Raw genomic sequence first — 25,407 nt, forward strand, 5'->3', positions numbered from 1 at the left:
GCAACCATGTCAACCCTTTCCACGCTGGAGGCAAACAGCCTCAAAGGCGCTCTCGAGGCGCTGCTGCTGGTGTCGAGCGACCCGGTGAGTGCGCCCGCGCTGGCCGGCGCACTGGATATCGCCCCCGGCGAGTGCGCGTCGCTTTTGGCCGAACTCAAGGTTGAGTACGAGGAGGCCAACCGCGGCTTTCAGCTGCGCGAGGTCGCCGGCGGCTGGCGCCTGTTTACGCACCCCGCCTACCACGACGTGGTCGAGGCCTATGTGTTGAGCTGGGATACGCAAAAGCTGTCGCAGGCGGCGCTCGAGACCTTGGCCGTCATCGCATACCACCAGCCCGTGACGCGCGAGGTGGTCAAGGGCATTCGCGGCGTCAATTCCGACGGCGTCATCGCGTCACTCGTGGACAAGGGTCTGGTGCGCGAGCTCGGCCGCGACCCCCAGCGCGGTCAGGCCATCATCTACGGCACGACCAACGCCTTCTTGGAAAAGTTCGGTCTGCGCTCCACCCGAGACCTGCCCGACCTGGAGCAGTTTGCCCCCGACGAGCAGTCGCGTCAGTTTATCCGCGAGCGCCTGAGCGGCCGCAGTATTCAGTCCACGCTCGAGGAGCAGGCCGAGGACCTGGACGAAGAGCGCGAACTGCTCGATACCGATGTTGAAGATGTTGAGGCAGTCGAGGACTTTGAGACCCTGGTCGTCGACGAGACCTCGGAGGATATGCATGACGAGGACTAACGAAGTAGGGGAGACGCGCGCCATGGGCAACGCAGTGCCCGCAACCGACGCCCAGCCTGTCTACCCGCACACCATGCGCCTGCAGCGCTTTTTGGCGCGCGCGGGCATTGCGAGCCGCCGCGGGTCGGAGGACCTGATGACCGCCGGACGCGTGACCGTCAACGGTCAGGTCGCGACCGAGCTGGGCACCAAGGTCGACGTCGACCGCGACCATATCGAGGTCGACGGCATGCCCGTCAAGCTCGACCAGGGCGCCGTGTACTTGATGCTCTACAAGCCGACCGGCTACCTCACCACCATGAGCGACCCGCAGGAGCGCCCCTGCGTGGCCGACCTGGTACCGCGCAACCGCTTTCCGGGGCTCTTCCCGGTGGGCCGCCTGGACCGCGACACCACGGGCCTTTTGCTCTTTACCACCGACGGTGATCTGTCGCAGGACCTGCTGCACCCCAGCAAGCACGTCTACAAGACCTATCAGGCGCTCGTGGACGGCCACCTGACCGATCGCGACTTAGAACCGCTCCGCCGCGGCATCGAGCTCGACGACGGCCTGTGCCAGCCGGCGATCTGCCGCGTCATTACCGCGCGCGAGGCCGAGGCCGTGGCTCCGCAAGGCGTCAAGCCCGGCACCACCGCCGTGGAGGTCATCATCCGCGAGGGTCGCAAGAATCAGGTCAAGCGCATGCTGAGCAAGATCCACCACCCGGTGATCCGCCTGCACCGCTGTAACTTTGCCGGCCTGGAGCTCAAGGACGTGGCCAAGGGCTCGTGGCGCGAGCTCACCGAGCGCGAGGTACAGATCCTCAAAAGCGGCGGCATCCCGCCCAAGCAGGCGAGCGCCACGTGCAACGGCGGCAAGCCCCAAGACACGCCCGCCAGCCGCACGCGTCACCACGGCAGCCACGGCTCCGCACCCAAGCGTAACACCTACCGCGAGCGCTACACGGGCTAGGCAACCCGCCGCGCCCCAACGCCCGCGAACCATACCAGCACGTCACCCATCGAAAGGAAGCATTGCATGATCGTCGCCATCGACGGCCCCGCCGGTTCCGGCAAGTCCACCATCGCCAAGGAGATCGCCCGCCAGCTGGGCTTTAACAAGCTCGACACGGGCGCCATGTATCGCGCCGTCACCTTCGCCGCGCTCGACCGTGGCATCGATTTGGACGACGAGGCGGCCATCGACGCCCTCGCCGAGCAGATCGAGATCCGCTTTACCAACGGCACCGGCGAGGACACGCGCCTGACCATTGACGGCCAGGACGCTTCGGCCGCCATCCGCACCCCGCAGGTCGACGCCAACGTGTCCAAGGTCTCGGCCTATCCGGGCGTGCGCGCCGCCATGCTCATCCACCAGCGCCGCGCCGCCGAGGACCGCGATATCGTGGCCGAGGGTCGCGACATCGGTACCGTCGTGTTCCCCAACGCGCAAGTCAAGGTCTTCCTGACTGCCGACCCGCGTGAGCGCGCCCGCCGCCGCGTGCTGCAGCGCCACCAGTACGACGCCCAGCCGCTCACGTCCGAGCAGCTCGAAGCCGAGGTCGACGAGACCCTCGACGCCCTTAAGCAGCGCGACAAGCTCGACAGCAGCCGCGAGGTCGCCCCGCTCGTGCCCGCCGAGGACGCCGTGCACGTCGACTCCACCGCCCACACCATCGACGAGGTCGTCTCGATAATCGAGGACCTCATCAACCAAAGGAGGTAGCCCATGCGCCTGTTTAAGCAGACGCCCGAGGACTATTACAACGCCCCCTACGCCGAGTTCCCGGCGCTCATCCGCGGCACCGTCGTCGTGGTCATGGCAATCCTTTGGGCCTTCTCCAAGCTCATGTGGCGCTGGAAGGTCGAGAATGCCGACCTGCTGTTTGAGCGCCAGGAAGGCCGCGGCAGCGTGGTCATCTGCAACCACACCTCGATGGCCGAGCTCTTGGCCGTGGAGACGGCGCTGTTCTTTGGGGGCCGCCGCATTCGTCCCATCTTTAAATCCGAGTTCGCCAAGAGCAAGATTGTGCGCTGGGCCTTTAGCCGCGTTGGCGGCATCCCCGTGGAGCGTGGTACTGCCGATATGAAGTGCCTGCGCGCCGCCCAGCATGCGCTGCAGCGCGGTGAGGACGTTCTGATCTTCCCCGAGGGCACGCGCATCCGCTCGCGCGAGATCAAGCCCGAGGTCCACGGCGGCTTTGCGCTCATCGCTCAGATGGGCAAGGCGCCCGTCAACCCGCTCGCCATCTGCGGCTGGTCCGACATCACGCCCGCGGGCAAAAAGATCATGCGTCCCAAGAAGTGCTGGATCCGCGCCGGCAAGGCCGTCTCGCTTTCCGACGCACCGGCTGGGCTTAAGCGCACGGAGCGCCTGGAATGGTTTGAGGCCGAGGCCATGAACCGCGTCTACGCTATGCGAGACGAGCTGTGCGCCGAGCATCCGGGCAGGTTCTAGCCATGAGCGAGAACGTGACGAACACCGCCGCGGCTACGTCCGACCAGGCAACCGCGCCCACCATCGAGATCGCCGCCCACGCCGGCACTTGCTACGGCGTACAGCGTGCGCTCGACATGGCGCTGGCCGCCGCGCCGCAGGCAGGGGAGAGCACTCAGGTCCATACCTTGGGTCCGCTCATCCATAACCCCATCGTGGTACGCGAGCTCGCTGAGGCAGGCGTTGGCTTGGCCGAGAACCTGGACGAGGCATCATCGGGTACCGTGATCATCCGCGCCCACGGCGTGGTGCCGCAGGTCATCGATGCTGCCCGCAAGCGCGGCCTCAACGTGGTCGACGCCACCTGCCCTTACGTCAAGAAGGTCCACGTGGCCGCCGAGCGCCTGGTGCGCGAGGGCTATCGCGTACTCGTCGTGGGTGAGCCGGGCCATCCCGAGGTCGAGGGCATTCTGGGTCACGCCGGCGATGATGCGCAGGTCGTGAGCTGTGCCGCCGACGCCAACGCCTTGTCGCTCAAGGGCAAGGTAGGCCTGGTTGTGCAGACCACCCAGACCGCGCAGAACCTCGCCGAGGTCGTGGCAGCTATCACCCCGCACGTGCAGGAGCTGCGTGTGATCAACACCATCTGCGCCGCCACGAGTGAGCGCCAGCAGGCAGCCGCCGCACTTGCCAACCGCTGCGACTGCATGGTCGTGGTGGGCGGCAAGAACTCGGGCAACACCCGCCGCCTGGCGCAGATTTGCGCAGACGCCTGCGAGCGCACGTATCACATCGAGGAAGCTTCCGAGCTCCAGGCCGCGTGGTTTGCCAACGCGCGCCACATCGGCATCACTGCCGGAGCCTCCACCCCGCAAGAACACATCGAGCGCGCCGTTGCGCGCATCAAGGAGCTTTGCCGCTAACCATGGACCAGACCGTACCCGCATACGCCGCCGAGGTGGCCGATTACGGGCGCAGCCGCGACCCCGAGCCGGGTGAGGGCGCGCTCGTTAAGAACGTGCGTCCCGAGTCGCCCGCATGGGATGTGGGTATCGAGCCGGGCATGCGCGTGCTTACGGTCAACGGCGAGCAGCTGACTGATATGATCGTGTGGCTCTGGGAGGCCGACGACGACACCGTCGAGTTGGAGGTATTCGATCCGCGCGACGGCACCGTCACCCCTGTAGAGCTCGACCGCTTTCCCGGCGAGGACTGGGGCCTGGACTTCGATGGCCCCATCTTTGATGGCATGCGTACCTGCGTCAACGCCTGCGTGTTCTGCTTTATGACCATGTTGCCCAAGGGCGGCCGCTCCACGCTCTATATTCGCGACGACGACTACCGCCTGAGCTTTTTGCAGGGCAACTTCGTCACGCTCACGAACCTCACCGACGAGGACGTGCAAAACGTCATCCAACGCAACATGAGCCCTATGAACGTGTCGGTCCATGCCGTGAGCCCCGACGTCCGCCGTCGTATGATGGGCCGCAACGCCCAGCGCGGCATGGACGTACTCGAGGCCATCATGGCCGCCGGCATCGATATTCACGCGCAGATCGTGTTGTGCCCCGGCATGAACGACGGCGAGGAACTAGAAAAGACTCTGCGCTACTGCGAGGAACATGAGCAGATCACCAGCCTGGGCATTGTGCCGCTTGGTTTTACCAAGCATCAGAACCGCTTTAGCTGGTCATACAGCGACAAGCCCGAACTGGCGCGCGAGACCATTGCCATGATCCGTCCCTACCAGGACCGTGCCTTCGAGCGTTTTGGCCGCCACACCTTCCAGATGAGCGACGAGTTCTACCTGGACGCCGGCATCGATCCGCCCGAGGCGGACTTTTACGACGGCTATCCGCAGTACTACGACGGTATCGGCATGATCCGCTCATACCTAGACGAGACGGACGATGTGCTTGCCGCCGATGCCGAGCGACTAGCCCGCGTCCGCGAGGCCATCGCCACTCGCAGCCAGCACCTGCTGTGCCTCTCGGGCGCCAGCGCACGCGCCACCGTGGCGCGCTTTGTGGAATCGCCGCAGGGGCTCGCCGGCACTGTCACGGCCATCAAGAACCGCTACTTTGGCGGCAACGTGGACGTGACCGGCCTCATCGTCGCGTGTGACATTCTGGAGCAGCTACCCCAAGACCTGTCGGGGGTTATGCTCTTTGTGCCTAAGCTCATGTTCAACGCTGACGGCATGACGCTTGACGAGTATCATCGTGACGATTTACTCGCAAGCCTTACCAGTCGCGGCGCCGAGGTTCATGTGGAGTCGACCATGCCGCATGAGCTGCTCGATACCCTGGAGCGCATCCTTGGCATTGTGCCCGCAGACTCTAACACTTCCACTGACCCTACCCATTAAAGGAGAGCAGATGAAACCTATCGTCGCCGTCGTCGGACGCCCCAACGTGGGCAAGTCCACGCTCGTTAACCGCCTGGCCCAGACCTCGGACGCCATCGTCCACGAGTCCCGCGGCGTCACGCGCGACCGCTCGTATCACACGGCCGATTGGAACGGCCGCGAGTTCACCATCGTCGACACGGGCGGTATCGAGCCGCTCAAGAGCGATGACGTCTTTGCCACGTCCATCCGCGACCAGGCCCTCGCCGCCGCCGAGGAAGCCGCCGTCATCCTGTTTGTGGTCGACGGCCGCACCGGCGTCACCGAGGAGGACGAGTCGGTCGCTCGCATGCTCAAGCGCTGCGACAAGCCGGTCTTTCTGCTGGTGAACAAGCTCGACAACCCCGATCGCGAGAACGACAGCATCTGGGAGTTCTATTCGCTCGGCATCGGTGAGCCCACGCCGCTCTCGGCCCTGCATGGTCATGGCACGGGCGACCTGCTCGACGATATCGTGGCCCTGCTTCCGGAGGAAGAGGACGAGGTCGCCGATGAGTTCCCCGACGCGCTGAACGTCGCCATCATCGGCCGCCCCAACGCCGGTAAGTCCTCGCTGTTCAACCGCATCCTGGGCGCCGACCGTTCCATCGTGTCCAACATTGCCGGCACCACGCGCGACGCCATCGACACCGTCGTGGAGCGCAACGGCAAGCACTACCGCATGGTCGACACCGCGGGCATTCGTAAGAAGAGCACCGTGTACGAAAACATCGAGTACTACTCGATGGTCCGCGGCCTGCGCGCCATCGACCGCGCCGATGTGGCGCTGCTCGTCGTCGACGCCTCCGTGGGCGTTACTGAGCAGGACCAGAAGGTCATGGGTCTTGCCATCGAGCGCGGCTGCGCCATCGTTGTGCTGCTCAACAAATGGGATCTGCTCGACGACGACCGTAAGCGCGAGGCCTGCATGGAGACCATCGACCGCCGTCTGGGCGTTATGGCTCCCTGGGCCCAGTACCTGCGCATCTCTGCCCTGACCGGCCGCAGCGTCGAGAAGATCTGGGCAATGGTAGACGCCGCCGAAAAGACGCGCTCGCAGAAGATCAGCACCTCGCGCCTCAACACGTTCCTTACCGACCTGCGCGAGTTCGGTCATACCGTGGTGGACGGCAAGCGCCGCCTGCGAATGCACTACGTGACCCAGACGGGCGTCAACCCGCCGACGTTCACGTTCTTCGTCAACCACGGCGACCTGGTCAACGACACCTACCAGCGCTACGTCGAGAACCGCATGCGCTCGACCTTCGATTTTTCCGGCACGCCCATTCGACTCTTCTTTAGGAAGAAGGAGCAAAAGGATGCATAATCCGATTCTTCTGACCGCCATCTGCGCCGTGGTCTCGTTCTTTATCGGGGCGATTCCGTTTGGCCTGATCCTGGGCCGCGTGTTCAACCACACCGACATTCGCAAGGCGGGCTCCGGCAACATCGGCACCACCAACGCCCTGCGTGTGGCCGGCCCCAAGGTGGCCGCACTCACGCTGCTGCTCGACTGCCTTAAAGGCGCCATCTGCGTTGTCATCGCCCGTCCGCTTATCGCCGATCTGGGCTATGGTTTTCCGCCGAGCATTATGGCTCCCGGTGCTGCCGGCGATTGGATGCTCGGCGTCATTTGCCTGGCGGCCGTGTGGGGACACATCTTCTCGCCCTACCTTAACTTCCACGGCGGTAAGGGTATCGCCGTGGGCCTGGGCGTCATCCTCGCCTGGTACTGGCCCATTGGCCTGTCGCTGCTGGGCATGTTTATCGTGGCCGTCGCCATCACCAAGTTTGTGTCGGTGGGCTCGCTCGCCGCTGCCATCGGACTTCCCATCGCTGCCTGCGCAGTCTTTCCGTACAGCAGCCTGGGCCTCAAGTTTTGCATGGCGCTAATCGGCATCACCGTGGTGTGGGCCCATCGCGCGAACATCAAAAAGCTCATGACCGGTAAGGAGTCCAAGCTCTCGTTTACCAAGCGCGTCACCGAGCCCGACGATAAGTAGGAGAGAGTCATGAATGTTGCGCTGATTGGCTCCGGCTCCTGGGGAACCGCCGTCGCCGGCCTTGCTGCCGCGCGTGCCGAGCGCGTGACCATGTGGGCCCACAGCGAGCAGACGGCCGCCGGCATCAACGGCGAGCACCGTAACCCCCGGTATTTGGTGGGCTACGAGCTGCCCGGCAACGTCGTCGCCACCACGGACCTGGTACAGGCGCTCGACGGCGCCGAGGCCATCATCTTCGCCGTTCCTTCGACGCACCTTCGCAGCGTGTGCCACCAGGCCGCGCCCTTTATCGCAGCCAATACCCCGGTGCTCTGCCTCACCAAGGGCATTGAGCCCGAGTCCGGCCTGCTCATGAGCGAGGTCATCGCCAGCGAGATCGGCAACGAGGCGCGCGTGGCGGCGCTCTCGGGCCCCAACCATGCCGAGGAGATCTGCCGCGGCGGGCTTTCTGCCGCCGTCATCGCCAGCGAAGATCCACAGATAGGGGAGACCTTTAAGGACCTGCTTCTGTCAACGGCCTTCCGCATCTACCTGTCGCAGGACATGACCGGCGTCGAGGTCTGCGGCGCCATGAAAAACGTAATCGCCATCGTGTGCGGCATCTCCGCCGGCACCGGTGCGGGCGACAACACGCTCGCCCTTATCATGACACGCGGCCTGGCAGAGATCAGCCGTCTGGTGCACGCCCGCGGCGGTCAAGCTATGACCTGCATGGGGCTTGCCGGCATGGGCGACCTCATTGCCACCTGTACCTCGGAGCATTCGCGTAACCGCACCTTTGGCTACGAGTTTGCCCACGGCGTGTCGCTCGACGAGTACCAGACGCGCACGCATATGGTTGTCGAGGGCGCCGTCGCGGCCCGCAGCGTCAGCGAACTTGCCCGTTCACTGGGCGTAGACATTCCGCTCACCTTTGCCGTGGAGCAAACGCTCTACAACGGTGTTACTTTGGATAGGGCGCTCGAGATTCTTACCGACCGCGTCCCTTCTCAAGAGTTCTACGGACTCACCGACTAGCGTAGAAAGGCTACTACCATGGGTTCCATCAAAATCGCTCCGTCCGTCCTTTCGGCCGACATGGCCAACCTCAAGGGAGAGCTCGACAAGATCGCCGGCGCCGACTACGTTCACTTCGACGTCATGGACGGCCACTTTACCGGCAACCTCACCTTTGGCGTCGACATCCTTAAGGCCGTCAAGCGCTCCACCGATGTACCGGTCGACGCGCACCTGATGGTATCGAACCCCGACGAGACGGTCGATTGGTACGCCGACGCCGGCGCCGACATGATCACCGTGCACTACGAGGCTTCCACGCACCTGCACCGCACGCTCACGCATCTGCAGCAGCGCGGCGTCAAGGCCGGCGTTGTGCTCAACCCCGCCACCCCCGTGTGCGTGCTCGAGAGCATCATCGACGTCGTCGATATGGTGCTGCTCATGAGCGTGAACCCAGGCTTTGGCGGCCAGAGCTTTATCCCGGGCACCATCGCTAAGCTCCACGAGCTCAAGGCCATGTGCGAGCGTCACGGCGTTTCGCCCCTCATCGAAGTCGACGGTGGCATTTCTTCCAAGAACATTGCCGAGGTCGTCAAGGCCGGCGCAAATGTCCTGGTGGCCGGTTCTGCCGTATTTAAGTCCGAAGATCCCGCTGCCGAGGTTGCGCTGCTGCAGAAGCTGGGCAACGAGGCTGCACAGGAGGCATAAACCCTTATGACCGCAGGTCAAAACCGCATACCCGTGAATCTTGACTACGCCGCCTCGACGCCCATGCGCGCCGAGGCGCGCCTTGCGCAGCGTGAGTACGACGATAGCGAGCTAGCGGGCGTCAACCCTAACTCGCTGCACTCGCTCGGCCGCAAGGCTGCCGCGCGTCTGGAGGTTGCACGTCGCGAGATCGCCCGCAGCTTTGGCGCGCGCGTTCGCCCGTCTGAGATTGTTCTGACCAACGGCGGCACCGAGGCTAACCAGCTGGCACTGCTCGGACTTGCCGAAGGCGCTCGTCAGCGCGACCGCAAGCGCAGCCGCGTGATCGTATCTGCCATCGAGCACGATTCGATTCTGGACAACCTGCCGCTGCTGCGTGCCGCAGGCTTTAGCGTCGACCTGGTGCAGCCCTGCCGCATGGGCTACATTGAGCCCGCCACGCTTGTCGAGCTACTAGGCAACGACGTGGCGCTCGTGAGCATCATGGTTGCCAACAACGAGACCGGCGTGGCGCAGCCCATCCGCGAGCTTGCCGCGGCCGCACATGCTGCCGGCGCCCTGTTTCATACCGATGCCATCCAAGGGTACTTGCATATTCCGCTCGATGTCACCGAGCTGGGCGTCGATGCTATGACCGTTGCCGCGCACAAGATCGGCGGCCCCGTGGCATCCGGCGCGCTCTACCTTAAGAGCCGCACGCCGCTGCGCCCGCGCATCTTTGGCGGCGGACAGGAGGCCGGTCGTCGTGCCGGCACGCAGGACCTGCGTACACAGCTGGCTTTTGCCGCTGCCGCTTCCGCGCTGTTGCCGAACGTGGCCCAGGAGCGCGCGACGCTGCAGGTCTTATCCGATAAGCTCTACGCCACGCTTACGGCTCATCCGCGTATTCATGCCACCATGGGCGACTACGCACAGGCCGATCGTCTGCCGGGCATGGTTTCCATCTACGTCGACGGCATGGACTCCGAGGAGCTCATCATCAAGCTAGACGCCGCCGGCTTTGAGGTATCGGCCGGTTCTGCCTGCTCGAGCGGCAGCATGGACCCGAGCCATGTTCTCAGCGCCATGGGTATTGGCCGCGAGCAGGCCCTGGGTGCACTGCGCATCTCCTTCGATGACCGTGTGAATCCGGGCGATCTGGACGAGTTTGCCCAGACGCTGCTCTCGATCGTGGGTGCCGCATGATCGTCGCCGAGCTTGAACGTGCGCTGCTGGCGCGCTACCCCAAGATGGACGCCGAGGGCTGGGATCATGTTGGGCTATCTGTGGGAGATCCCGCTGCTGAGATCACCGGTGTTGCCTGCGCGCTCGATGCGACCGAAGCTAATGTTCTCCGCGCCCAAGAAGCCGGTGCAAACGTGCTGCTGACGCATCATCCTGTCTATATCAAGGCGCCCGAGGCGTTTTGTCCAGCGGATACCACTCGCCCCCAGTGCAGCGCGGCACTCTACGAGGCAGCGCGTTGCGGCGTGAGCATCATATCGCTCCACACCAACCTGGACCGCTCGCACGAAGCCCGCGTCTGCCTGAGCGAGCTGCTGGGTGCCGCACCCGTGAGCTCACTGGAGCACGTGGACGACCCCGAGGTCACCGGCCTGGGCACGCTTGCAACGCTCAACGACCCGTGCACGCTGCGTGATCTTGCCACCCGTGCTGCCACAGCCTTCGGCAGCGACCCGCGTGTGTGGGGCGAAGCCGAGCACGCATGCCGAACCGTCGCTATTTTGGGCGGTTCCCTGGGCGACTTTGGAGAGCCAGCCATCGCCGCGGGCGCGGACGTTGTCGTGACGGGCGAAGCGGGCTACCACGTGGCGCAAGATCTTGCCTTGCGCGGGCTGCCGGTGATCTTGCTCGGCCACGACCGCTCCGAGGAGCCGTTCGTTGATATATTGATGAACTCTGCAGTTGACGCCGGGGTCGACCCCCGTCATGCGATTAAAATACTGAACCCTTGCCAATGGTGGACTGTGACAAAAGGAGAGAAATTATGAGCGCCGGCGCTACGCTACTCAAGCTGCAACAGATCGATTTGGAGCTCGCCCGCAACAAGAGCGAACTTGCCAATATGCCGGAGCTCAAGGAGCTCGCTTCTAAGCGCAAGACCTATGTGAAGCTCAAGGCCGAGATGACTAAGCTCTACGCCCAGCGCAAGGACCTGGACATTGAGCTGGACGATCTCAACACCACCGAGATCCAGACCAACAACGCCATCGAGGCCGCCAAGAAGCGCCACGTCGACGGCTCTGACTACCGCGAGGTCCAGGATCTGGAAAACGAGCTTGCCACCCTGGCCAAACGCCTGGACAAGATTGAGCACACCCGCAAGGACGTCGTTATCGCCCACAAGGAGGCGCTCGACCGCGAGGCTCGCGCGCAGGCAATCATCGCCAAGTTCGAGGAGGGCGTGAAGGCCGATACCAAGGCCGCCCGCGCCAAGGCCGCCGACCTGCAGGCTCAGATTGACACCGCCACGAAGGAGCGCACCGCGCTTGCCGCTACGCTGCCGGCCGACGTGCTCACCGACTACGAGCGTCTGCTCAAGCAGTTCCGCGGCCTGGCCGTCGAGACCATCCAGGGCAACATCCCCACGGTCTGCCACACCGCGCTGCAGGCATCGTCCATGAGTGACCTCAACCACGACGGTAGCGAGATTACGCACTGCCCGTACTGCCACCGCCTCCTGGTACTCCCGAGCAAGGAAGCCTAGCGATGACGGCGGCATCCAACAATTCAATGCAACTTGAGGGAAAAACGATCCTGCTGGGCATTACCGGCGGGATCGCCGCCTATAAGACGTGCAATATCGTGCGCCTGTTGCAAAAGCGCGGCGCGTGCGTCAAGGTCGTTATGAGCAAGCATGCCACCGAGTTTGTGGGCCCGCTCACCTTCCGTGCGCTTACCAATGAGCCGGTCGCTGTTGGGCTATTCGACGACCCGTCTGACCCCATCCACCACATTTCGCTGGCGCAGGAGCCCGATCTGGTGGTCGTAGCGCCCGCGACGGCCAATATCATTGCCAAGATGGCCAACGGCATCGCCGACGACCTCATCTCCACCACGCTGCTGGCAACGCCGCGGCCCATCGTGATCGCGCCGGCCATGAACAACGGCATGTGGAAAGCGCCGGCGACGCAGGCCAACATGGCCACGCTGCGCGAGCGCGGTGTCCATGTGGTGGGACCCGGCAGCGGCTACCTTGCCTGCGGCGACGTGGACACGGGACGCATGAGCGAGCCCGAGGACATCGTCGAGGCCGTCTGCGAAGTACTCAACCCGGCACCTCAGGACCTTGCGGGCAAGCGCATCGTGATCACTGCCGGCCCCACGCACGAGCCGATCGACCCGGTGCGCTTCATTGGCAACCGCTCATCAGGCAAGATGGGCATCGCCCTGGCAGGGGAGGCCGCACGCCGCGGTGCCGAGGTCACGCTCGTGTTGGGACCGACATCGCTCGATGTTCCCCGCGGAGTGGAGTGCGTGCGCGTGCAGACCGCCGCAGAGATGCTCCAAGCGGCCCTGAGCGCCTTCCAGACGGCCGATGCGGCAATTTGTGCGGCCGCCGTCGCCGACTATACTCCCGCGGCCCCTGCCGACCATAAGCTCAAAAAGGCCAACGAACGCTTGGATTGCATCGAGCTCGTCGAAACGGTCGATATTTTGGCCGAGCTCTCGTGCCAAAAGGGCGAGCGATGCGTGATCGGCTTTGCGGCCGAGACCGATAACGTCGTGGAGTACGCGCAGCGCAAGCTCGCCCGCAAGGGTTGCGATACCATTATCGCCAACGATGTCTCGCGCGCCGATTCGGGCTTTGGAACCGATACCAACAAGGCCTGGATTGTGAGTAAAGCGGGTACGCAAGAACTTCCCGTGCTAACAAAACCCCAGCTTGCAGATACAATTTTGGACTTGCTTCAAAATTTGTAAAAAAGTTCTTGCACAAGGACAAAGTTTCGGGTTAATATACTCCCTGTTGCGAGCGAGAGCAGAGCAACAAACAAAAGCTTCGGGACGTGGCGCAGCTTGGTAGCGCACTTGACTGGGGGTCAAGGGGTCGCTGGTTCGAATCCAGTCGTCCCGACCAGAAGTTTGCAGGTCAGGCACCTAGTGTCTGACCTTTTTTGTTTTAAGCAATTGCTTAATTTTGATTAAGCAACAGGGTGCCAAAAATCTACCTGCGCGATAATCGCTTTTTGCGGTTACTTGCGCGTTTTGCACGCGCTTGAGCCGATTTATTAACGCGACATGAATCTACATACGCGTAGCTGGTATACAGACGAGTACAGGCTGTATTTATCGCGGCGATTTACGCAGATATGGCGACTGTAACGAACTAGTGTGTCGCTGTATTTATTCCAGCAGTTCACTTGATCTGTGGACAAGTGAGCGGTTACAACAAAACGCCAACCAGGATGGACTCCATACGAGGATGCCGCAAAGGTAATGGCGGGGAAGTGCGGCAGGCGCTCTGAGAGCCGCTGTATGCCCCCATTTCTCCTCAACCCGATTACCTGTACAATGAACCTCGAATTGTTTGAGTAATCGCCAAAAGAAAAGCCCTCGCAGGATTGCGAGGGCTTTGCGATGAAAGAGATCAGAAGCAGAAAGCGGGGAGGACATAAAACGAGTCCGTCGCGCTGTAGCTGTAGCAAATACCGCCGCTTTGAACATAGCGAAAGGATGTGGAGCTGCGCGGTCTCACGGAACGAGTCCAGTGGCTATAGCCTGATGCACCGGAATAGTTCGACCTCGTCACGCCCTTGGATTTGTAGCACTCGTACTGGATGCCGTCAGATTGCATATCCCCGTATACTTCGGTTGCCGAGAGCAGAAAAACCTTGTCGGTCGTCGCCGAGGGGGCACCGCCCCCGTTACCGCCAACGTTATCGGTTGTCTTTGTGACGGGTTTCACCTTTGACTGGAGCTCGCTGGGCAGGAGCAACCAGAGGTCACCGCTGTTGAGGCGGGTACGGAGCTCGGACTTATCCCAACCACCGGCATTGGTGTCCGTAGCGTTCATTCTCTAGCTACCCAAGGCAGAGTTGGTCGCCTCGAACGTCAAGCCTGCCATGCCGCTACCATCGGCCAAGTCGTCGTGGTTGATGCCGATGATACGGTACTCGAGCGTCTTGCCATTGGTCAGCTTCATCGAGAACTTGGTGCCGGCATCCATGGCGGCCTTGGCCTTGGCGTAGGCGATAGACGATGTACCGTTCTTGGCAATGTCTTTGGCAACCGCCTCCTGCTCGTCGAGGGTCCAGTCCTTCGCGTCCTTGGCGATGGCCACCTGGACGGCCGCGGAATCGGCGCCTGCGGAGCCGCCACCGGACGCGCCTCCCTCGACGCCGCCGACCGTCCCATTGTTCACCGTGTTGCCGACCAGGTTGAACTGGTTTCGGATGGCTCCGGCCACGCCGGGTCCCGCGAACACGATGACCAGGCTGATGACGGCAATGATCAGGACGTACTCGATAATTGATTGCCCTCGGAAGCGGGTCGTTTCAGGAGCGACCCCCCCCCGAAGGTTAATTGCCGCTGCATGCATATACGGCTCCCTTCACTCGGGGTTTGCAATACGAGCCGAGCGTAGGGCTATTCCAAGTATTTGCAACGGTCTTGCCGCTGCGGCAACGATGACGGCAGGGGAGAAAGTCATGCGCTATTAGCGCGGCTATAACGTCCGCTTCGAATGCCGACCGTATTCATATCGAGGCAGCCATTTCATACCTTCAGAAAGACAACTGAAAGCCGCAAAAAAGCGGGACCCGGCTATAAGCCGAACCCCGCCCAAGAGAAGCCTTTAGAGCCGAGACAGACAACGCGTGTGGACAATCACTCAGCCTCCACCGCCATGCGCACGACCTCTTCCATCGGGTAGCGAGTGCCGCCGTCCCCGTCCAAAGCCTCGTTGTAGGCCTCGATGTCCGCCATGTCCTCAGCCTTCTCGAACGCGGCCCTTCTCACGAACTCGGAAAAGGTCATGCCCGTGGCGTCCGCATGGCCCTGAATCAAGGCCATTTCGCCCTCATCGAACTTGACCGCGATCTCGCGCATCGCCATGGTCGCTCCCGTCAACGCCGTCATCGAAGTGAATCCATTATCCACCCACCGTATACGCCCCGAACTCGAAACACCAAGCAGGATGGACTCTATACGAGGACGCAGCAGAGGTAATGGCGGGGGGGGTGCGGCAGGCGCTCTGAGAGCCGCTGTATGACCCCATTTCTCTTCAATCCGACTACCCGTGCCATGAACCTGAAGCCGTTCGTTCGGTCGCCAAAAGAAAGCACGCGCGGGGTAACGCGGGCTTTGCGCTAGACAAGCTAGAAGCACCAGGCGGGGGAGACGCAAAACCAGCCCGGCGCGGAGTTGCTGTCCGACGGATTGCCGCTGCTGTCGACATGGAGGAAGCCCTTCGAGGCGTTCGGAAACATCGAACGCTCCCACCAACCGCTGCCAATGGCAATGGCAGAGTTGGGATTATAGTTCTCCGTCACCTTGCCTTTGAAGGCCTCGTACTGGGTGCCCTCGGAGGAAGTCCAGGGATAGGATGCCCAATAGGAGGTGGGGGCGATCTCAGAGTAGCTGAGCAGGAACAGCTTGTCCGAGGTAGCCGTCACGGCGGCGTTCTTGTTCTCATCACCGCCCCCGACATTGTTCGATAGCTTTTTGACGGCCTTCACCTTGGACTGGAAATCGGAGGGCATCAGATTCCAGATCTTGCCGGAGTTCATTTTCTGACGGAGTTCAGACTTCTCCCAACCGCCGGCGTTGGTGTCAATCGCGTTCATGGGGGACCAAATGCCCGTCGTGGTGGTGAGGAACGTGAGGCCCGCCTTGCCGGATCCGCCTGCAGGGTCATCATGATTGATGCCGATAATGCGGTAAGTCAGCGTCTTGCCATCGGTGAGCTTCATCGAGAACTCGGTGCCGGCATCCATCGCGGCCTTCGCCTTGGCGTAGGCGGGCGACGCCTCGCCCTTGGCGGCGATGTCCTCGGCAACTGCCTTCTGCTCACCGAGGGTCCAGTCCTTCGCGTGTCCTTCGCGTCCTTGGCGAGCGCCGCCTGGACGGTCGCGGAACCCGCGCCGTTACCGCTGCCGGAACCGCTCGGTTCCCAAGTCCCACCTGCTGTCCCGTTTACCAATACTCCCGCCACCGTGTTGAACTGGTTCCTGATTGCCGACGAGACCCAAGGGCCGGCTATCATCACAACCAGGACGATAATCGCGATGACCAGAACGTACTCGATGGCTCCTTGGCCTCGGAGGCGGGTATTCCTAGGAGATACCCACCCCCCGAAGGTTAATTGCCGCTGCATGAATATGCGACACTCCCTTCGCATGGGGATTGATATTGCATGCAGAGCGTACGTTAAAGTGAACCGACTAGCCCGTAACGTGCCGCTGAGGCAACGGCGGCACGGGTGTCCGCGCCACATAAACTGCTTGCCGTTTTGTTTCTTCAGACCTACTGCCACGCCTTCGGGAGGATAACGCCGGGGGCGCAGTGATTGAAGTCACTATGATTGGCATAGGTTGGGACATTCCAATCGGAACAGTCGAGGTTTAGATTTTTGCAATAGCTAAACATGCCGAGCATATCCATAACATCTGAGGTCTTCCACCCTGGTTCAAATTTCACGCTTTTCAGCGAACAGTCGGTGGAAAAAAGGAGACGTAAATCGCCGGCTTTCCGCGTCGACCATCCGGAGATGTCAATCTCCTCGACCTTGTAAAGGTTTTTGAGCGCCGAGTCGAATTCGACGACCGAGGACGTATCCCAGCTTGAAATACTGAAGGAAGTCGCATTGCCGCAATACGCGAATGCGTGCTGCAGATTTGTGCAGTTCGACATGTCGAACTTTGCCAGATCAAAGCTCTTGCAGTTCTCCATGTACTGAAAGCAAAATGCCAACGAGTGGATTTCTATGCCATCGTCAATGGCCTTTACGGCCACGATATTATTTCTGTTAGGCCACCAGGGGGCAGTCGTCTTGCCGTCGTTTCCCACGGTCGCGGTGGCGTATCCATTTTCGAACCCCGTATACACCGCCGTCACGCGGCGGCTGTTGAGCATGTCACCGACTCTGGGGACCCCGCGGCGCTTGTAGAACATGAGGCTGTGGTCGTCCTCCGAGTACACGGCGAACGCTATCCCGTGAACGGGGTCCACGATGTCGGCGTCGGTCAACGACCCGTTGCCGCCGCCCGTGCCGCCCGACTCCCAGCTCCCCTTTGAGATTCCTTTGCCGCCGCCCGTGCCGCCCGACTCCCAGCTCCCCTTTGAGATTCCGTTGCCGAGCGTCCCCGCCACCGTGTTGAACTGGTTTGTGATCGCCGACGAGACCCACGGTCCCGCGATCAGCACCACCAGGACGATGATCGCGATGATCAGTACGTACTCGACTGTCGACTGCCCCTTCGGGCGGCGGGTAAATCTGGGAGATACCCCCCCCCCGAAAGGAATTTCCGCTGCATGCATGTGCGGCTCCTCTCGGATTGCTTTGGCTGATGCTGCAGAGGATAGACGCGATTACTAAGGATGAGTCAACAATGCCGCAGCGGCATTCACACTAAGAGGGTAAGGCGTTCGGAGTGACATCCCGTTCCAAAACGTATACTTGATTTAAGGCGGAGTGAAATGTGGGCGCGCAAGGAGATGCGGAATCGATGAGAGCCTCAAAAAAAACTACTGCAGTGTTATCATCTTTCATCCTCTCTATTCTTCCATTTCTGATTCTATGGGCGGCTTGGTCAGTCCTCCCTGATACAATTCCCGCTCATTGGAGTGGGGGTGTGGTTGATCGATGGGGTAATAAGCTTGAATTGCTGGTTGTTCCGCTGTTTTCTCTGATTGGTTCTATTGCAATTTCTGTGTACCTTATTGTTTCCACGCGGCGAAGAGAGTTCGCGGATTTCTCTGCTCGAATGCGACGGGACTTTGTTGCGTGCTATATTTCTAGTCTTCTTTTATCGACAACCTGCTCAGTGATAATTGCCGTTTGGGTTCAGTTGATTCTTACGCAAAGCACTGCGGTTGATGGGGGACTTGGACTATCGATCCTGTATTCCCTTCCCGGGCTATATGTGATCTTGTGCACTTTGCCGCCTTTTTATGCGAGCGGCGAGAGCAAAAAGGCAGAGCGCCTGATAACAGTTCTTATTGGCTGCGCGGAGATTGTTCTTTGTGGAATAGTGCTTGAAGGTTCGGCTGCCTCTTATACGATGATTGGACTGATGATTCTGTTCTGTGCGTTTGAGATTGTGTCACAGGTAAGGGATAGCCGGTCCTTATGAGTTGAATTACGCGCGTGCGGATATAAAGGTTGGCATGTTAAGCTGGTCGTTTTCTCGTTCTGGGACATTTGCAGTAGGATGAGTGGGACTAGGCGCGCTGCGGTGTGATGGTGACGGTTGAGACTTGTATCGCTGCAAATCCGCTGATGCACATTTTGCTATTGGGCTTGAAGGTGGGACCTACAGGCCTTTGTTTGGGATGTTCCGGTCGTCCAACACGTGTTGCACGGCTTTATATTGTTACGCTCGTTCGGCGCTCCGTTGGAGCATTTCCGGGTTTGTCGGCATCATGACTTGGCCAAGTGACACGCTTGCCGGGACGGTTGTAACGCCGCGCCGGTTCCGTGTGCTCCTTCGTTGTTGGCCTGTCCAGCCGGGGGCGGATTCGGCCTCATGTTGTGGCGCACGGCCTTCAGGGGCTTCCCCCTGGCGAGTTATGTTCGTCCGTATGGGTAAGGGTCGGGTTGAGCTGACAATCCCGTGTCGGAAGGGGCTTGCACCATGCGCGCGATGACAGAGACTGAGTGGCTGGACGGCCGTGTGACGAAGGTGCCGGAGCTCGCCCTGGGCGATGCGCTCGGCGAGAGCGTCCAGGCGGAGCTCGATTTCGGGTTCGACGACGTGTTGGAGGGCCTTTGGGTTGAGGTGCGCCATCATGAGCCGGATGAGGACTCGGACGGCGACCCGCGCGGGAGGGGCTGCGCACTGTACGCGGACTGCCGGTACAGCCCGGTCGAACCGTCGGACCTCGACCGTGTCTTCTGCATCCTTTACGAGGGGCAGCCGAGGGTCCAGCCGCGTCGCGGGGGAGCTCGTGAACCTTTCGCGGGCCTGCGCGTTGTCCTGCCTCATGCTCGGATCTCCCTACCCGCCAGGCGCCCTCGAGGCCCTGGCCGCGTGCGCTCGATACCTCTGCGCTCCGGCTTTCACGTCCGACCTCGCCGCCCGCGTCCGCGCGCGGATCCCATCCGGCCTCACGCGCTTGAATATCGAGCTGAGCCCAAACGATGACCCACACCCCATCGGTCTTCATGATGATGCCTCGATGAGCCAGCTCGCCCAGAGCTTTCGATACAGTCGGTTGAGTCGAACAGACTTTTTTTCGAGCTTGTCCTGACGCATGAAAAGACCTTTTGTAAGTTCTTTTCCGTTGGCATCCTTCCTATTAGGCCCTTTGGACGTATGGAAGGAGCAAATCATGATCAGAATCGCAAGCTGGACGCGATTCTTCGCGACTGCGAAGAATGAGTCGTAGGATGGCCTGTTGATTCCACTCAGGATCTCGCTCTTTGCAATCTCATCCTGTCGAACGTCAAGCGCCGCCTCCATCTCGCTAGGCGTCTCGGCCTGATCGGCAACCGATGGAGCGTCCGTGTCTAAAGGCCACGGGAGGCCACGGCCTTTTTGCGGTTTGTAGCTACTTATACTCATGTTGATTCCTCCGGTGCGAGGCTATCCAACCCAATTGCCGACTGTGCCCATAATATGGTTGATTTCCGATCTCAGCCGAACACATTGAGCAAATAGGCCGTTCCCGCAGTTAGCCGAACGCCCCCGCGGCCCCTCCTGGGGTCCGGGGGCGCCGTTTTCCCAGTTGAAGGAACGGTGGAGATGTGTTTCGATGGGTCCGGTGGCCATGCTCCGCCCGCCGTCCGGCACCTCTTCCCAGACTCAGCCGGACGGTCGGCCCGTCTATTCCGTTTTCGCCCTTAGGCTAGGCCAGCGGGGCATCGCCCCTCTCTGCGCGCGCCCTCTCGGCGGGGCCGGCGGGGCCGACCTGTCGGTCTACGACGGGTTCCTGAAGGGGGCGGTCGCCGATGGCAGCTAGCGAGGAGCTGGCCCGCAGGGTCGTGGAGGCCGGGCGGTCGTGCTCGCTCACCACCGCCGTCCTGGAGGAGTGGTCGAGGCTCGGCACCCCGAAGCAGGTGGAGTACCTGGCGGGCTACCTCGAGGCGGAGAGGTCCAGCCGCGAGGCCTCGAAGCGCGCGACGCTGCTCAGGCGCTGCGCGCTGCCGGCGCCCAAGACCTTCGACGGCTACGACTGGTCGGCCGTGTCGTGGCCGGAGGACATGGGGCGCGAGTCGCTGCTCGCGATCGACTTCGTCGAGCGCAGGGAGGACCTCGTGCTCATGGGCGACGTCGGCACCGGCAAGACGCACATGGCGTCGGCCCTCTGCGCGCTGGCGTGCGAGAGGAGGCTCGAGGCGCGCTTCTTCACGGCGTCCTCGCTCGTGATGCGCCTGAGGCGCGCCCGCGACGACGGGAGGCTCGACCGGGAGGCCGCGCTCATCGGCAAGGCCCGCCTGCTCGTCATCGACGAGCTCGGGTTTCTCCCGCTCGACGCGGACGGGGCGAGGCTGCTCTTCCAGGTCCTCGCCGACGCATACGAGAGGCAGTCGGTGGTATTCACCACGAACCTGGAGTTCAGCAGGTGTGGGCGGTGTTCGGGGACGACCAGATGGCCGCCGCCCTGATCGACCGCATCGTCCACCACGGGAGGCTCGTCCAGTTCCGCGGCGAGTCCTACCGCGTCCGCCATGCCCTCATGCAGGAGGGCTAGCCGCTCAAAAAGCGTGCGCGCTTCCGATGCTGCGACTGCTCAATTTCCGATGCTCTTTTTGCTCAAATCCTCTTGACCAAACACAGAATACGTGCGGGCGGCGCTTGCAGCCGATCGCACGGTACCGGCCGCACCCGTTGCAGCAGCGCGGCCACGCCGCCAGGCGCGGGCAGGCCGCCGACAGGTCGGCCGAGCCGTCGACGCGCTCGCCGCGCCTGGACTTCGGCGCCGTCACGAACCTGTGCGACGCCACCTCGGCGCTCACCGCCGAGGGCGACCTGCACAGCTCCCTGGCGATCTCCCTGCACGAGGCCCTGCGCTCCAGCATCCTCTGGACCGTGTCCCGCTCGTGCCCGGTGAGCCTGCCGTAGGCCCTCGGGGCCGCCTCCGCGGAACCCTTCTTCCTCTTTCCGGACCGGCCGTCCTCCGATCTCCCGGTGCCGGCCGGTCCGGCCCTCAGGGTATCGGGTTCCCACATTCATCCGCACATGTGCGGATGAATGTGGGAGGTGTTCGGATGAAGTTGATAATCAAGGCTTCGATAGCAAACGCAATTTGGTTTTTGAAATATGGACGAATTCCTCGTCAGGAGGGTAAAATGGTGCCGACGGCAGCCCAAGTTGTAGAGAGCTGGGCAGAGCCGTTGCTTAATGAAGTTGGGTCATCGTCTTAGCGACGGTGGCCTTTCTTTTTGGGCTTCGAACCCTGCTTGAGTGCCTTGGAAAGGACGACAAGGGCCGTGAGGAGCGAGACCATAGCAGTCAGGAGCTTCACGAGCTCAGTGAAATCGGTCATGGGCATCACCTCCCATCGGATGGAGGGCTCTGCCCGGCACGAGGGCTGCCGACAGCAAGGACGATTCTATCAGAGCGGCTGACTCCCGCCCGATTATTACCATCCCACCGCGCCTGTGCAAAAAAGAGGGCCGCCAAACAGCGACCCTCCAGCGAAAGTGCATGTTATTTAGGACAGTCAAATTCTTTGAAAAACAAATGGATGCTGTAGAATTACAAATAAGAGTCACCCGGAAGGAGCGATCGATGAAAAGCAAACGATTTGTCCTGAATGCACTTCTGGTAGTAGCAATATTGACGCTCTTCGTCTTTTCGTACTCATACATGAATCAGCCAAGATTTGGATATGCTTTATACGCTGTTTTTTCCGGCGAAACAACTTACAACACTATAGGCTTCATTGACGCAATCTTTTTCTATGTAGTCGGCCCCGTATCAAGCGAACTGGTCGCTTTTGTTGTCAGCTACAACCTGAATCAACAAAGCCAAACTCACTCAGCGACTTCGGCCAAACAAGGAATCAATCTCTTCGCAATAATGATAATTCTGCAAATTGCGACCGTGTTGATTATCGCCCTGACCGCAACAAACGTTTTGAAGTATGAGTTCGGATTCATCGCGAGCTGTCTCATGGCAATTGCCGCGGGTATAGCGGTTTCGTATACGACACCGGCAAAGAAGTAGCTCAACTAACAGGGCCTATTTGGAATCCGAATCGTCCATGGAGCCGTCGATGCCGGTTGTGGTGTCGTCATCCGTATTGGAATCGTCATCCTTGGGGCTTATAGGACACACATTTTGTCCTATAAGCCCCGATCAATTCACACTCCTCATCCTCGACGAATTGCGAGTATGGCAGAATCGGCACTGGATGGCAGCGCGCTAGGCCGTGTCCGCGGAGTTACCCCCCCCCGTTTTTATCGTAACAGCTGATTCTAGGGACGCTTCAAAAAGTCAACCGAGGGTTTTGTCCCGTCAAGACGCCGAACGAGAATTACGTACCGCCAAGAGCCTCAAAACACGCCCCTCGCGGAACAGAATCCTCACTCGATTTCCATGCGGAGTAAAAACCTCAATCAATCATCCTCCGCAACGTCTATCCACCAAAAAGGCCGCCCCACGTGGAGCGGCCTTTGCTTGCAGCTTTTTACTGATAGTTACTCAAAAATTATTCCAACACATCCACAGAAGAGCAGCGAATCGTATTTTTCTTTCGGGAATCGAGAAAATAGCCTACCTTGACTTTAGACCCAACGCTCACGGGGCTATCGTTTACATAGCGCGTATGTTCTGAATCAACCAGAATGGTCAGACGATCAGACCCGTCGTTATATGGATCTTCGCTTTCGACCGACATGGTAAAATCGCCAGAGCTGTCAACGTTCAACACCAATCCGCTCACGAACCACAAATGTGAATAGTCACCTCCGCTATCTTTTTGGCAACGCTCCACTTTTAGAAATAGCGCAGAGAATGCGAACACGGCAACTGATATAGCGATGAAAACCTTAACGCCACTCCCCTTGCCATGAAATACAAATTTATTCGCCAAAGAAAAATACCCCTGCCTTATCCGTGTAATTAGCATAGTACTACGTTAACGTGCTCATGGCTGTGGGTTGGTTTAACCTACAGCCATGCTAAAGTTGCCAAAAGGGGCACAAAGGCCAATACGTTTGCGCCATGCCGGCACAGCAACCTGGCATCGTATGCACCGGCGGGATCATCGCTGGCCTGCAAGGAGGGCATATCCACGCGCTCATGGTCGCCGGAGGCCTCGTGATGCAGCACGCGCCGGGCGGCGACTGGAAGCGCGTCGATTGGGACGTGCTTGCCGCCTGGCTCGACAGATACGGGTGCAAGGTCGCTAAATGCGAGACGGAGACCCTTCCGACCGCCGACGCGGCGAGTGGGAACGCAAGGGTAAAAATGCATCGTCGCTGAACCAGTGAGTCAGTATTCTTTAGTTGGATGATGGATATTGAAATTGATTAGCGAGATAATGTGCATATCTCATAATGTATGCGTTGCACCATGAGAGAGGGGTCTGTCATGAGCTGGAAACCGAGAAAATGCGTTATCGCCGGTCTCGTGACAACCGGTCCTGACGGCGGCTTGTTTGCAACCGCAATGACATCGTACCGACTTTTCACTTGCATGTTCTGAAAGGCAGTTGCCATGCTGTCGCAAAATCAATCAAGATACTTGGTCACAATCGGCTTTGCCCTGCTTGCATTACTCTTTGCTAGCGACCTTTTGCTGAAACCGCCCAAGGAACTCGTTTTGCTTGCCATAGACTGCATTTCCGCCCTTTACTTTACGGCAACCCTATTCGTCGGACTAAAGGAGAGGAAAAAAGGCGCAGTCGTTGCATCTGCCGTAGGCGTGATCACAGCCATTGCCTCATTCTTTATCTGACACATTGGTGATCTAGGGGCGATATCGTAGGAATACGACCGGGAGATCCGGGACCAGATTGCCCGGGTTGCCCGATCGGCTCGCGCGACGGCGCGGCGGTTCGACAGAAAGCTCTCCGGACTTCACGCCGTTTCTGATCGCATTGTAGACAGCCATCTCGTCTTCGCAGTCGGCGAGCACGCGGTGTGCGTCGTCGTTTTGGATGTACAGTAAATCTCGAAGGTCCTCCATGCACCAGCGTCCGAGATTTGGCCATGCGCGTCGCGCGAGCTGATAAGTGTCGATTGCGATGTTGTTGTTAAAGTCCAGACCAAAGCCGTCCCAGGCAGAACGGCATTGTTTCCTTGATTATCAACTTCATCCGGACACTTCCAGCATTCATCCGTGTGTGTACGGATGAATGCTGAGTCCGATACCCCGGCGGCCTGATCGGCAGACCGCCGGGAATTCTCACTCCTCGATAAAAGCCGGCACTCGGTTAGTCCTGCGCATCTTGAAATCGCCAGTCTCGTGGGAGACGTAGAGAATGCCGTCCATCCCGTCTCGCGATGCATACGACAGGTGAACTGAACCGCAATCCGATCCATCATTGTCGAGAAGATCGAACGAATTCGGATCGCTCGTTGCGGCCAAACGACCACTCATACAAGAGCCATCGTCATTACAGATTTGCCATTCCATATCTTCGCCTGCAAGAATCGCCATAGACGGCCTGGTCGCGCCATCGTTGACATACATCCCGTCTATGCCAAAACCGTTTTCAGCGCCATCGATGAACGACTGCTCGGACCTATACCTCGCAAACGATGCACATAGCACCATTGCAAGACAAAGTACAAAGCCAACAATCGCTATCTTTGCATAGCTCTTGCCTATCATGTCATTCACCTCCCACGTATGTATCGAGGTATTCCTGCTTGAGCGTCTGCGAGGACGACTCGGTCTTTTCCACGAGCGTGCCGGCCTCGATGAAGTAGAACGAGTCGGTGAGGTCTGCCAGGTCGTCGAGCAGATGGCTTGAGATGAGCACGCTGCGTCCCCGCTCCACCTCGCTGCGCATCGCGTCGCAGGAGGTTTTCCGTTTTCCCGGAT

General features: G+C 60.5%; 27 protein-coding genes, 1 tRNA gene and 1 pseudogene. 19 read left to right on the forward strand and 10 right to left on the reverse strand.

The genetic code is table 11. The features are described 5' to 3' along the window. The first annotated feature begins 6 nt into the window (after nt 1–6). From scpB to AAA021_RS05935, 15 genes are all read left to right on the forward strand, one after another. The gene (gene scpB / locus AAA021_RS05865; RefSeq protein WP_271760410.1) at nt 7–735 is read left to right on the forward strand and encodes an SMC-Scp complex subunit ScpB; all 729 of its coding nucleotides are present in this window, start codon (nt 7–9) and stop codon (nt 733–735) included. A gap of 22 nt (nt 736–757) precedes the next feature. Beyond that, nucleotides 758–1,687, forward strand: a complete 930-nt coding sequence (locus AAA021_RS05870; RefSeq protein ID WP_349088415.1) for a pseudouridine synthase — start codon at nt 758–760, stop codon at nt 1,685–1,687. A gap of 66 nt (nt 1,688–1,753) precedes the next feature. Next, nucleotides 1,754–2,440, forward strand: coding sequence for a (d)CMP kinase (gene cmk / locus AAA021_RS05875; RefSeq protein WP_349088391.1), 687 nt, complete (start codon nt 1,754–1,756; stop codon nt 2,438–2,440). A 3-nt stretch (nt 2,441–2,443) separates the two neighbouring features. After that, on the forward strand, nt 2,444–3,172 hold the full coding sequence (locus AAA021_RS05880) for a lysophospholipid acyltransferase family protein (RefSeq protein ID WP_349088393.1): 729 nt from the start codon (nt 2,444–2,446) through the stop codon (nt 3,170–3,172). A gap of 2 nt (nt 3,173–3,174) precedes the next feature. Next, the gene (locus AAA021_RS05885) at nt 3,175–4,074 is read left to right on the forward strand and encodes a 4-hydroxy-3-methylbut-2-enyl diphosphate reductase (RefSeq protein ID WP_349088394.1); all 900 of its coding nucleotides are present in this window, start codon (nt 3,175–3,177) and stop codon (nt 4,072–4,074) included. Nucleotides 4,075–4,076: 2 nt separating this feature from the next. After that, nucleotides 4,077–5,519: a DUF512 domain-containing protein gene (locus AAA021_RS05890; protein ID WP_349088396.1), complete on the forward strand. Its 1,443-nt coding sequence runs from the start codon at nt 4,077–4,079 to the stop codon at nt 5,517–5,519. 10 nt (nt 5,520–5,529) lie between these two features. Then, nucleotides 5,530–6,864 carry a ribosome biogenesis GTPase Der gene (gene der, locus AAA021_RS05895; RefSeq protein ID WP_349088397.1) on the forward strand — a complete coding sequence of 445 codons (1,335 nt, stop codon included), beginning with the start codon at nt 5,530–5,532 and terminating at the stop codon, nt 6,862–6,864. After that, nucleotides 6,857–7,540 (forward strand): glycerol-3-phosphate 1-O-acyltransferase PlsY, encoded by a 684-nt coding sequence (gene plsY / locus AAA021_RS05900; RefSeq protein ID WP_349088399.1) that lies wholly within the window; start codon nt 6,857–6,859, stop codon nt 7,538–7,540. Before der ends, plsY begins: the two co-directional genes overlap by 8 nt. Nucleotides 7,541–7,549: 9 nt before the next feature. After that, nucleotides 7,550–8,557, forward strand: coding sequence for an NAD(P)H-dependent glycerol-3-phosphate dehydrogenase (locus tag AAA021_RS05905; RefSeq protein WP_152068187.1), 1,008 nt, complete (start codon nt 7,550–7,552; stop codon nt 8,555–8,557). 18 nt (nt 8,558–8,575) lie between these two features. Beyond that, a complete protein-coding gene (gene rpe / locus AAA021_RS05910; protein ID WP_022095090.1) occupies nt 8,576–9,247 on the forward strand; it encodes a ribulose-phosphate 3-epimerase in 672 nt (223 codons plus the stop codon). A gap of 6 nt (nt 9,248–9,253) precedes the next feature. After that, nucleotides 9,254–10,432 (forward strand): aminotransferase class V-fold PLP-dependent enzyme, encoded by a 1,179-nt coding sequence (locus AAA021_RS05915; RefSeq protein ID WP_349088400.1) that lies wholly within the window; start codon nt 9,254–9,256, stop codon nt 10,430–10,432. Further along, complete coding sequence (locus AAA021_RS05920; RefSeq protein ID WP_349088401.1) at nt 10,429–11,238, forward strand: Nif3-like dinuclear metal center hexameric protein; 810 nt, start codon at nt 10,429–10,431, stop codon at nt 11,236–11,238. The genes AAA021_RS05915 and AAA021_RS05920 overlap by 4 nt, the downstream gene beginning before the upstream one ends. Further along, nucleotides 11,235–11,954, forward strand: coding sequence for a hypothetical protein (locus tag AAA021_RS05925; protein WP_349088402.1), 720 nt, complete (start codon nt 11,235–11,237; stop codon nt 11,952–11,954). The genes AAA021_RS05920 and AAA021_RS05925 overlap by 4 nt, the downstream gene beginning before the upstream one ends. 2 nt (nt 11,955–11,956) lie before the next feature. Then, a complete protein-coding gene (gene coaBC / locus AAA021_RS05930; protein WP_349088403.1) occupies nt 11,957–13,171 on the forward strand; it encodes a bifunctional phosphopantothenoylcysteine decarboxylase/phosphopantothenate--cysteine ligase CoaBC in 1,215 nt (404 codons plus the stop codon). An 80-nt stretch (nt 13,172–13,251) separates the two neighbouring features. After that, a tRNA-Pro gene (locus AAA021_RS05935) sits at nt 13,252–13,328 on the forward strand. 939 nt (nt 13,329–14,267) lie between these two features. Here AAA021_RS05935 and AAA021_RS05940 read toward each other — a convergent pair. The 5 genes from AAA021_RS05940 to AAA021_RS05960 form a co-directional block, all read right to left on the reverse strand. After that, nucleotides 14,268–14,789 (reverse strand): hypothetical protein, encoded by a 522-nt coding sequence (locus tag AAA021_RS05940; RefSeq protein ID WP_349088405.1) that lies wholly within the window; start codon nt 14,787–14,789, stop codon nt 14,268–14,270. Nucleotides 14,790–15,076: 287 nt separating this feature from the next. After that, nucleotides 15,077–15,328 (reverse strand): DUF6290 family protein, encoded by a 252-nt coding sequence (locus AAA021_RS05945; RefSeq protein ID WP_349088406.1) that lies wholly within the window; start codon nt 15,326–15,328, stop codon nt 15,077–15,079. Nucleotides 15,329–15,567: 239 nt separating this feature from the next. Beyond that, a complete protein-coding gene (locus AAA021_RS05950) occupies nt 15,568–16,185 on the reverse strand; it encodes a DUF6273 domain-containing protein (RefSeq protein WP_349088407.1) in 618 nt (205 codons plus the stop codon). A gap of 529 nt (nt 16,186–16,714) precedes the next feature. Beyond that, nucleotides 16,715–17,728: a BspA family leucine-rich repeat surface protein gene (locus tag AAA021_RS05955; protein WP_349088408.1), complete on the reverse strand. Its 1,014-nt coding sequence runs from the start codon at nt 17,726–17,728 to the stop codon at nt 16,715–16,717. Between the two features lie 1,844 nt (nt 17,729–19,572). Beyond that, complete coding sequence (locus AAA021_RS05960) at nt 19,573–19,974, reverse strand: hypothetical protein (protein ID WP_349088409.1); 402 nt, start codon at nt 19,972–19,974, stop codon at nt 19,573–19,575. 386 nt (nt 19,975–20,360) lie between these two features. Here AAA021_RS05960 and AAA021_RS05965 point away from each other — a divergent pair, with 386 nt between their 5' ends. Beyond that, entirely contained in the window at nt 20,361–21,017 is a 657-nt protein-coding gene (locus tag AAA021_RS05965; protein WP_349088410.1) for an ATP-binding protein, read from the forward strand. Beyond that, the gene (locus AAA021_RS05970) at nt 20,984–21,103 is read left to right on the forward strand and encodes an ATP-binding protein (protein WP_271737480.1); all 120 of its coding nucleotides are present in this window, start codon (nt 20,984–20,986) and stop codon (nt 21,101–21,103) included. Before AAA021_RS05965 ends, AAA021_RS05970 begins: the two co-directional genes overlap by 34 nt. Nucleotides 21,104–21,107: 4 nt before the next feature. On the opposite strand, the gene AAA021_RS05975 is transcribed toward AAA021_RS05970, so the two are convergent. Both AAA021_RS05975 and AAA021_RS05980 read right to left on the reverse strand, forming a co-directional pair. Further along, nucleotides 21,108–21,581 carry a helix-turn-helix domain-containing protein gene (locus AAA021_RS05975; protein ID WP_349088411.1) on the reverse strand — a complete coding sequence of 158 codons (474 nt, stop codon included), beginning with the start codon at nt 21,579–21,581 and terminating at the stop codon, nt 21,108–21,110. 191 nt (nt 21,582–21,772) lie between these two features. Continuing rightward, nucleotides 21,773–21,898, reverse strand: a complete 126-nt coding sequence (locus tag AAA021_RS05980; protein WP_267471256.1) for a hypothetical protein — start codon at nt 21,896–21,898, stop codon at nt 21,773–21,775. A 245-nt stretch (nt 21,899–22,143) separates the two neighbouring features. Here AAA021_RS05980 and AAA021_RS05985 point away from each other — a divergent pair, with 245 nt between their 5' ends. Then, a complete protein-coding gene (locus AAA021_RS05985) occupies nt 22,144–22,581 on the forward strand; it encodes a hypothetical protein (RefSeq protein WP_161145547.1) in 438 nt (145 codons plus the stop codon). A gap of 484 nt (nt 22,582–23,065) precedes the next feature. Here AAA021_RS05985 and AAA021_RS05990 read toward each other — a convergent pair whose 3' ends face one another. Further along, nucleotides 23,066–23,449 (reverse strand): hypothetical protein, encoded by a 384-nt coding sequence (locus tag AAA021_RS05990; protein ID WP_195362341.1) that lies wholly within the window; start codon nt 23,447–23,449, stop codon nt 23,066–23,068. A gap of 626 nt (nt 23,450–24,075) precedes the next feature. On the opposite strand from AAA021_RS05990, the gene AAA021_RS05995 reads away from it, so the two are divergent. Further along, on the forward strand, nt 24,076–24,315 hold the full coding sequence (locus AAA021_RS05995; RefSeq protein WP_195445469.1) for a hypothetical protein: 240 nt from the start codon (nt 24,076–24,078) through the stop codon (nt 24,313–24,315). Between the two features lie 450 nt (nt 24,316–24,765). On the opposite strand, the gene AAA021_RS06000 is transcribed toward AAA021_RS05995, so the two are convergent. Next, nucleotides 24,766–25,194 (reverse strand): hypothetical protein, encoded by a 429-nt coding sequence (locus AAA021_RS06000; RefSeq protein ID WP_161116181.1) that lies wholly within the window; start codon nt 25,192–25,194, stop codon nt 24,766–24,768. Nucleotide 25,195: 1 nt separating this feature from the next. Next, a pseudogene (locus tag AAA021_RS06005) lies at nt 25,196–25,407 on the reverse strand (hypothetical protein); the annotation flags it as partial.

Origin of the sequence: Collinsella sp. CLA-JM-H32 (genome assembly GCF_040098165.1) — a bacterium.
Taxonomy (GTDB): domain Bacteria; phylum Actinomycetota; class Coriobacteriia; order Coriobacteriales; family Coriobacteriaceae; genus Collinsella.

Excerpts from the sequence above, each read along its gene's own strand:
- AAA021_RS05950 (WP_349088407.1), bottom strand. The coding sequence starts at position 16,185 with ATGGATGCCGGCACCGAGTTCTCGATGAAGCTCACCGATGGCAAGACG.
- AAA021_RS05915 (WP_349088400.1), top strand. The coding sequence starts at position 9,254 with ATGACCGCAGGTCAAAACCGCATACCCGTGAATCTTGACTACGCCGCC.
- plsY (WP_349088399.1), top strand. The coding sequence starts at position 6,857 with ATGCATAATCCGATTCTTCTGACCGCCATCTGCGCCGTGGTCTCGTTC.
- AAA021_RS05985 (WP_161145547.1), top strand. The coding sequence starts at position 22,144 with ATGAAAAGCAAACGATTTGTCCTGAATGCACTTCTGGTAGTAGCAATA.
- AAA021_RS05975 (WP_349088411.1), bottom strand. The coding sequence starts at position 21,581 with ATGTGGGAACCCGATACCCTGAGGGCCGGACCGGCCGGCACCGGGAGA.
- AAA021_RS05905 (WP_152068187.1), top strand. The coding sequence starts at position 7,550 with ATGAATGTTGCGCTGATTGGCTCCGGCTCCTGGGGAACCGCCGTCGCC.
- AAA021_RS05890 (WP_349088396.1), top strand. The coding sequence starts at position 4,077 with ATGGACCAGACCGTACCCGCATACGCCGCCGAGGTGGCCGATTACGGG.
- AAA021_RS05955 (WP_349088408.1), bottom strand. The coding sequence starts at position 17,728 with ATGCATGCAGCGGAAATTCCTTTCGGGGGGGGGGTATCTCCCAGATTT.
- AAA021_RS05945 (WP_349088406.1), bottom strand. The coding sequence starts at position 15,328 with ATGACGGCGTTGACGGGAGCGACCATGGCGATGCGCGAGATCGCGGTC.
- AAA021_RS05940 (WP_349088405.1), bottom strand. The coding sequence starts at position 14,789 with ATGCATGCAGCGGCAATTAACCTTCGGGGGGGGGTCGCTCCTGAAACG.
- AAA021_RS05920 (WP_349088401.1), top strand. The coding sequence starts at position 10,429 with ATGATCGTCGCCGAGCTTGAACGTGCGCTGCTGGCGCGCTACCCCAAG.
- AAA021_RS05925 (WP_349088402.1), top strand. The coding sequence starts at position 11,235 with ATGAGCGCCGGCGCTACGCTACTCAAGCTGCAACAGATCGATTTGGAG.
- der (WP_349088397.1), top strand. The coding sequence starts at position 5,530 with ATGAAACCTATCGTCGCCGTCGTCGGACGCCCCAACGTGGGCAAGTCC.
- AAA021_RS05885 (WP_349088394.1), top strand. The coding sequence starts at position 3,175 with ATGAGCGAGAACGTGACGAACACCGCCGCGGCTACGTCCGACCAGGCA.
- AAA021_RS05965 (WP_349088410.1), top strand. The coding sequence starts at position 20,361 with ATGGCAGCTAGCGAGGAGCTGGCCCGCAGGGTCGTGGAGGCCGGGCGG.
- AAA021_RS06000 (WP_161116181.1), bottom strand. The coding sequence starts at position 25,194 with ATGATAGGCAAGAGCTATGCAAAGATAGCGATTGTTGGCTTTGTACTT.
- scpB (WP_271760410.1), top strand. The coding sequence starts at position 7 with ATGTCAACCCTTTCCACGCTGGAGGCAAACAGCCTCAAAGGCGCTCTC.
- AAA021_RS05870 (WP_349088415.1), top strand. The coding sequence starts at position 758 with ATGGGCAACGCAGTGCCCGCAACCGACGCCCAGCCTGTCTACCCGCAC.
- AAA021_RS05995 (WP_195445469.1), top strand. The coding sequence starts at position 24,076 with ATGCTGTCGCAAAATCAATCAAGATACTTGGTCACAATCGGCTTTGCC.
- coaBC (WP_349088403.1), top strand. The coding sequence starts at position 11,957 with ATGACGGCGGCATCCAACAATTCAATGCAACTTGAGGGAAAAACGATC.
- cmk (WP_349088391.1), top strand. The coding sequence starts at position 1,754 with ATGATCGTCGCCATCGACGGCCCCGCCGGTTCCGGCAAGTCCACCATC.
- rpe (WP_022095090.1), top strand. The coding sequence starts at position 8,576 with ATGGGTTCCATCAAAATCGCTCCGTCCGTCCTTTCGGCCGACATGGCC.
- AAA021_RS05960 (WP_349088409.1), bottom strand. The coding sequence starts at position 19,974 with ATGAGTATAAGTAGCTACAAACCGCAAAAAGGCCGTGGCCTCCCGTGG.
- AAA021_RS05880 (WP_349088393.1), top strand. The coding sequence starts at position 2,444 with ATGCGCCTGTTTAAGCAGACGCCCGAGGACTATTACAACGCCCCCTAC.
- AAA021_RS05980 (WP_267471256.1), bottom strand. The coding sequence starts at position 21,898 with ATGACCGATTTCACTGAGCTCGTGAAGCTCCTGACTGCTATGGTCTCG.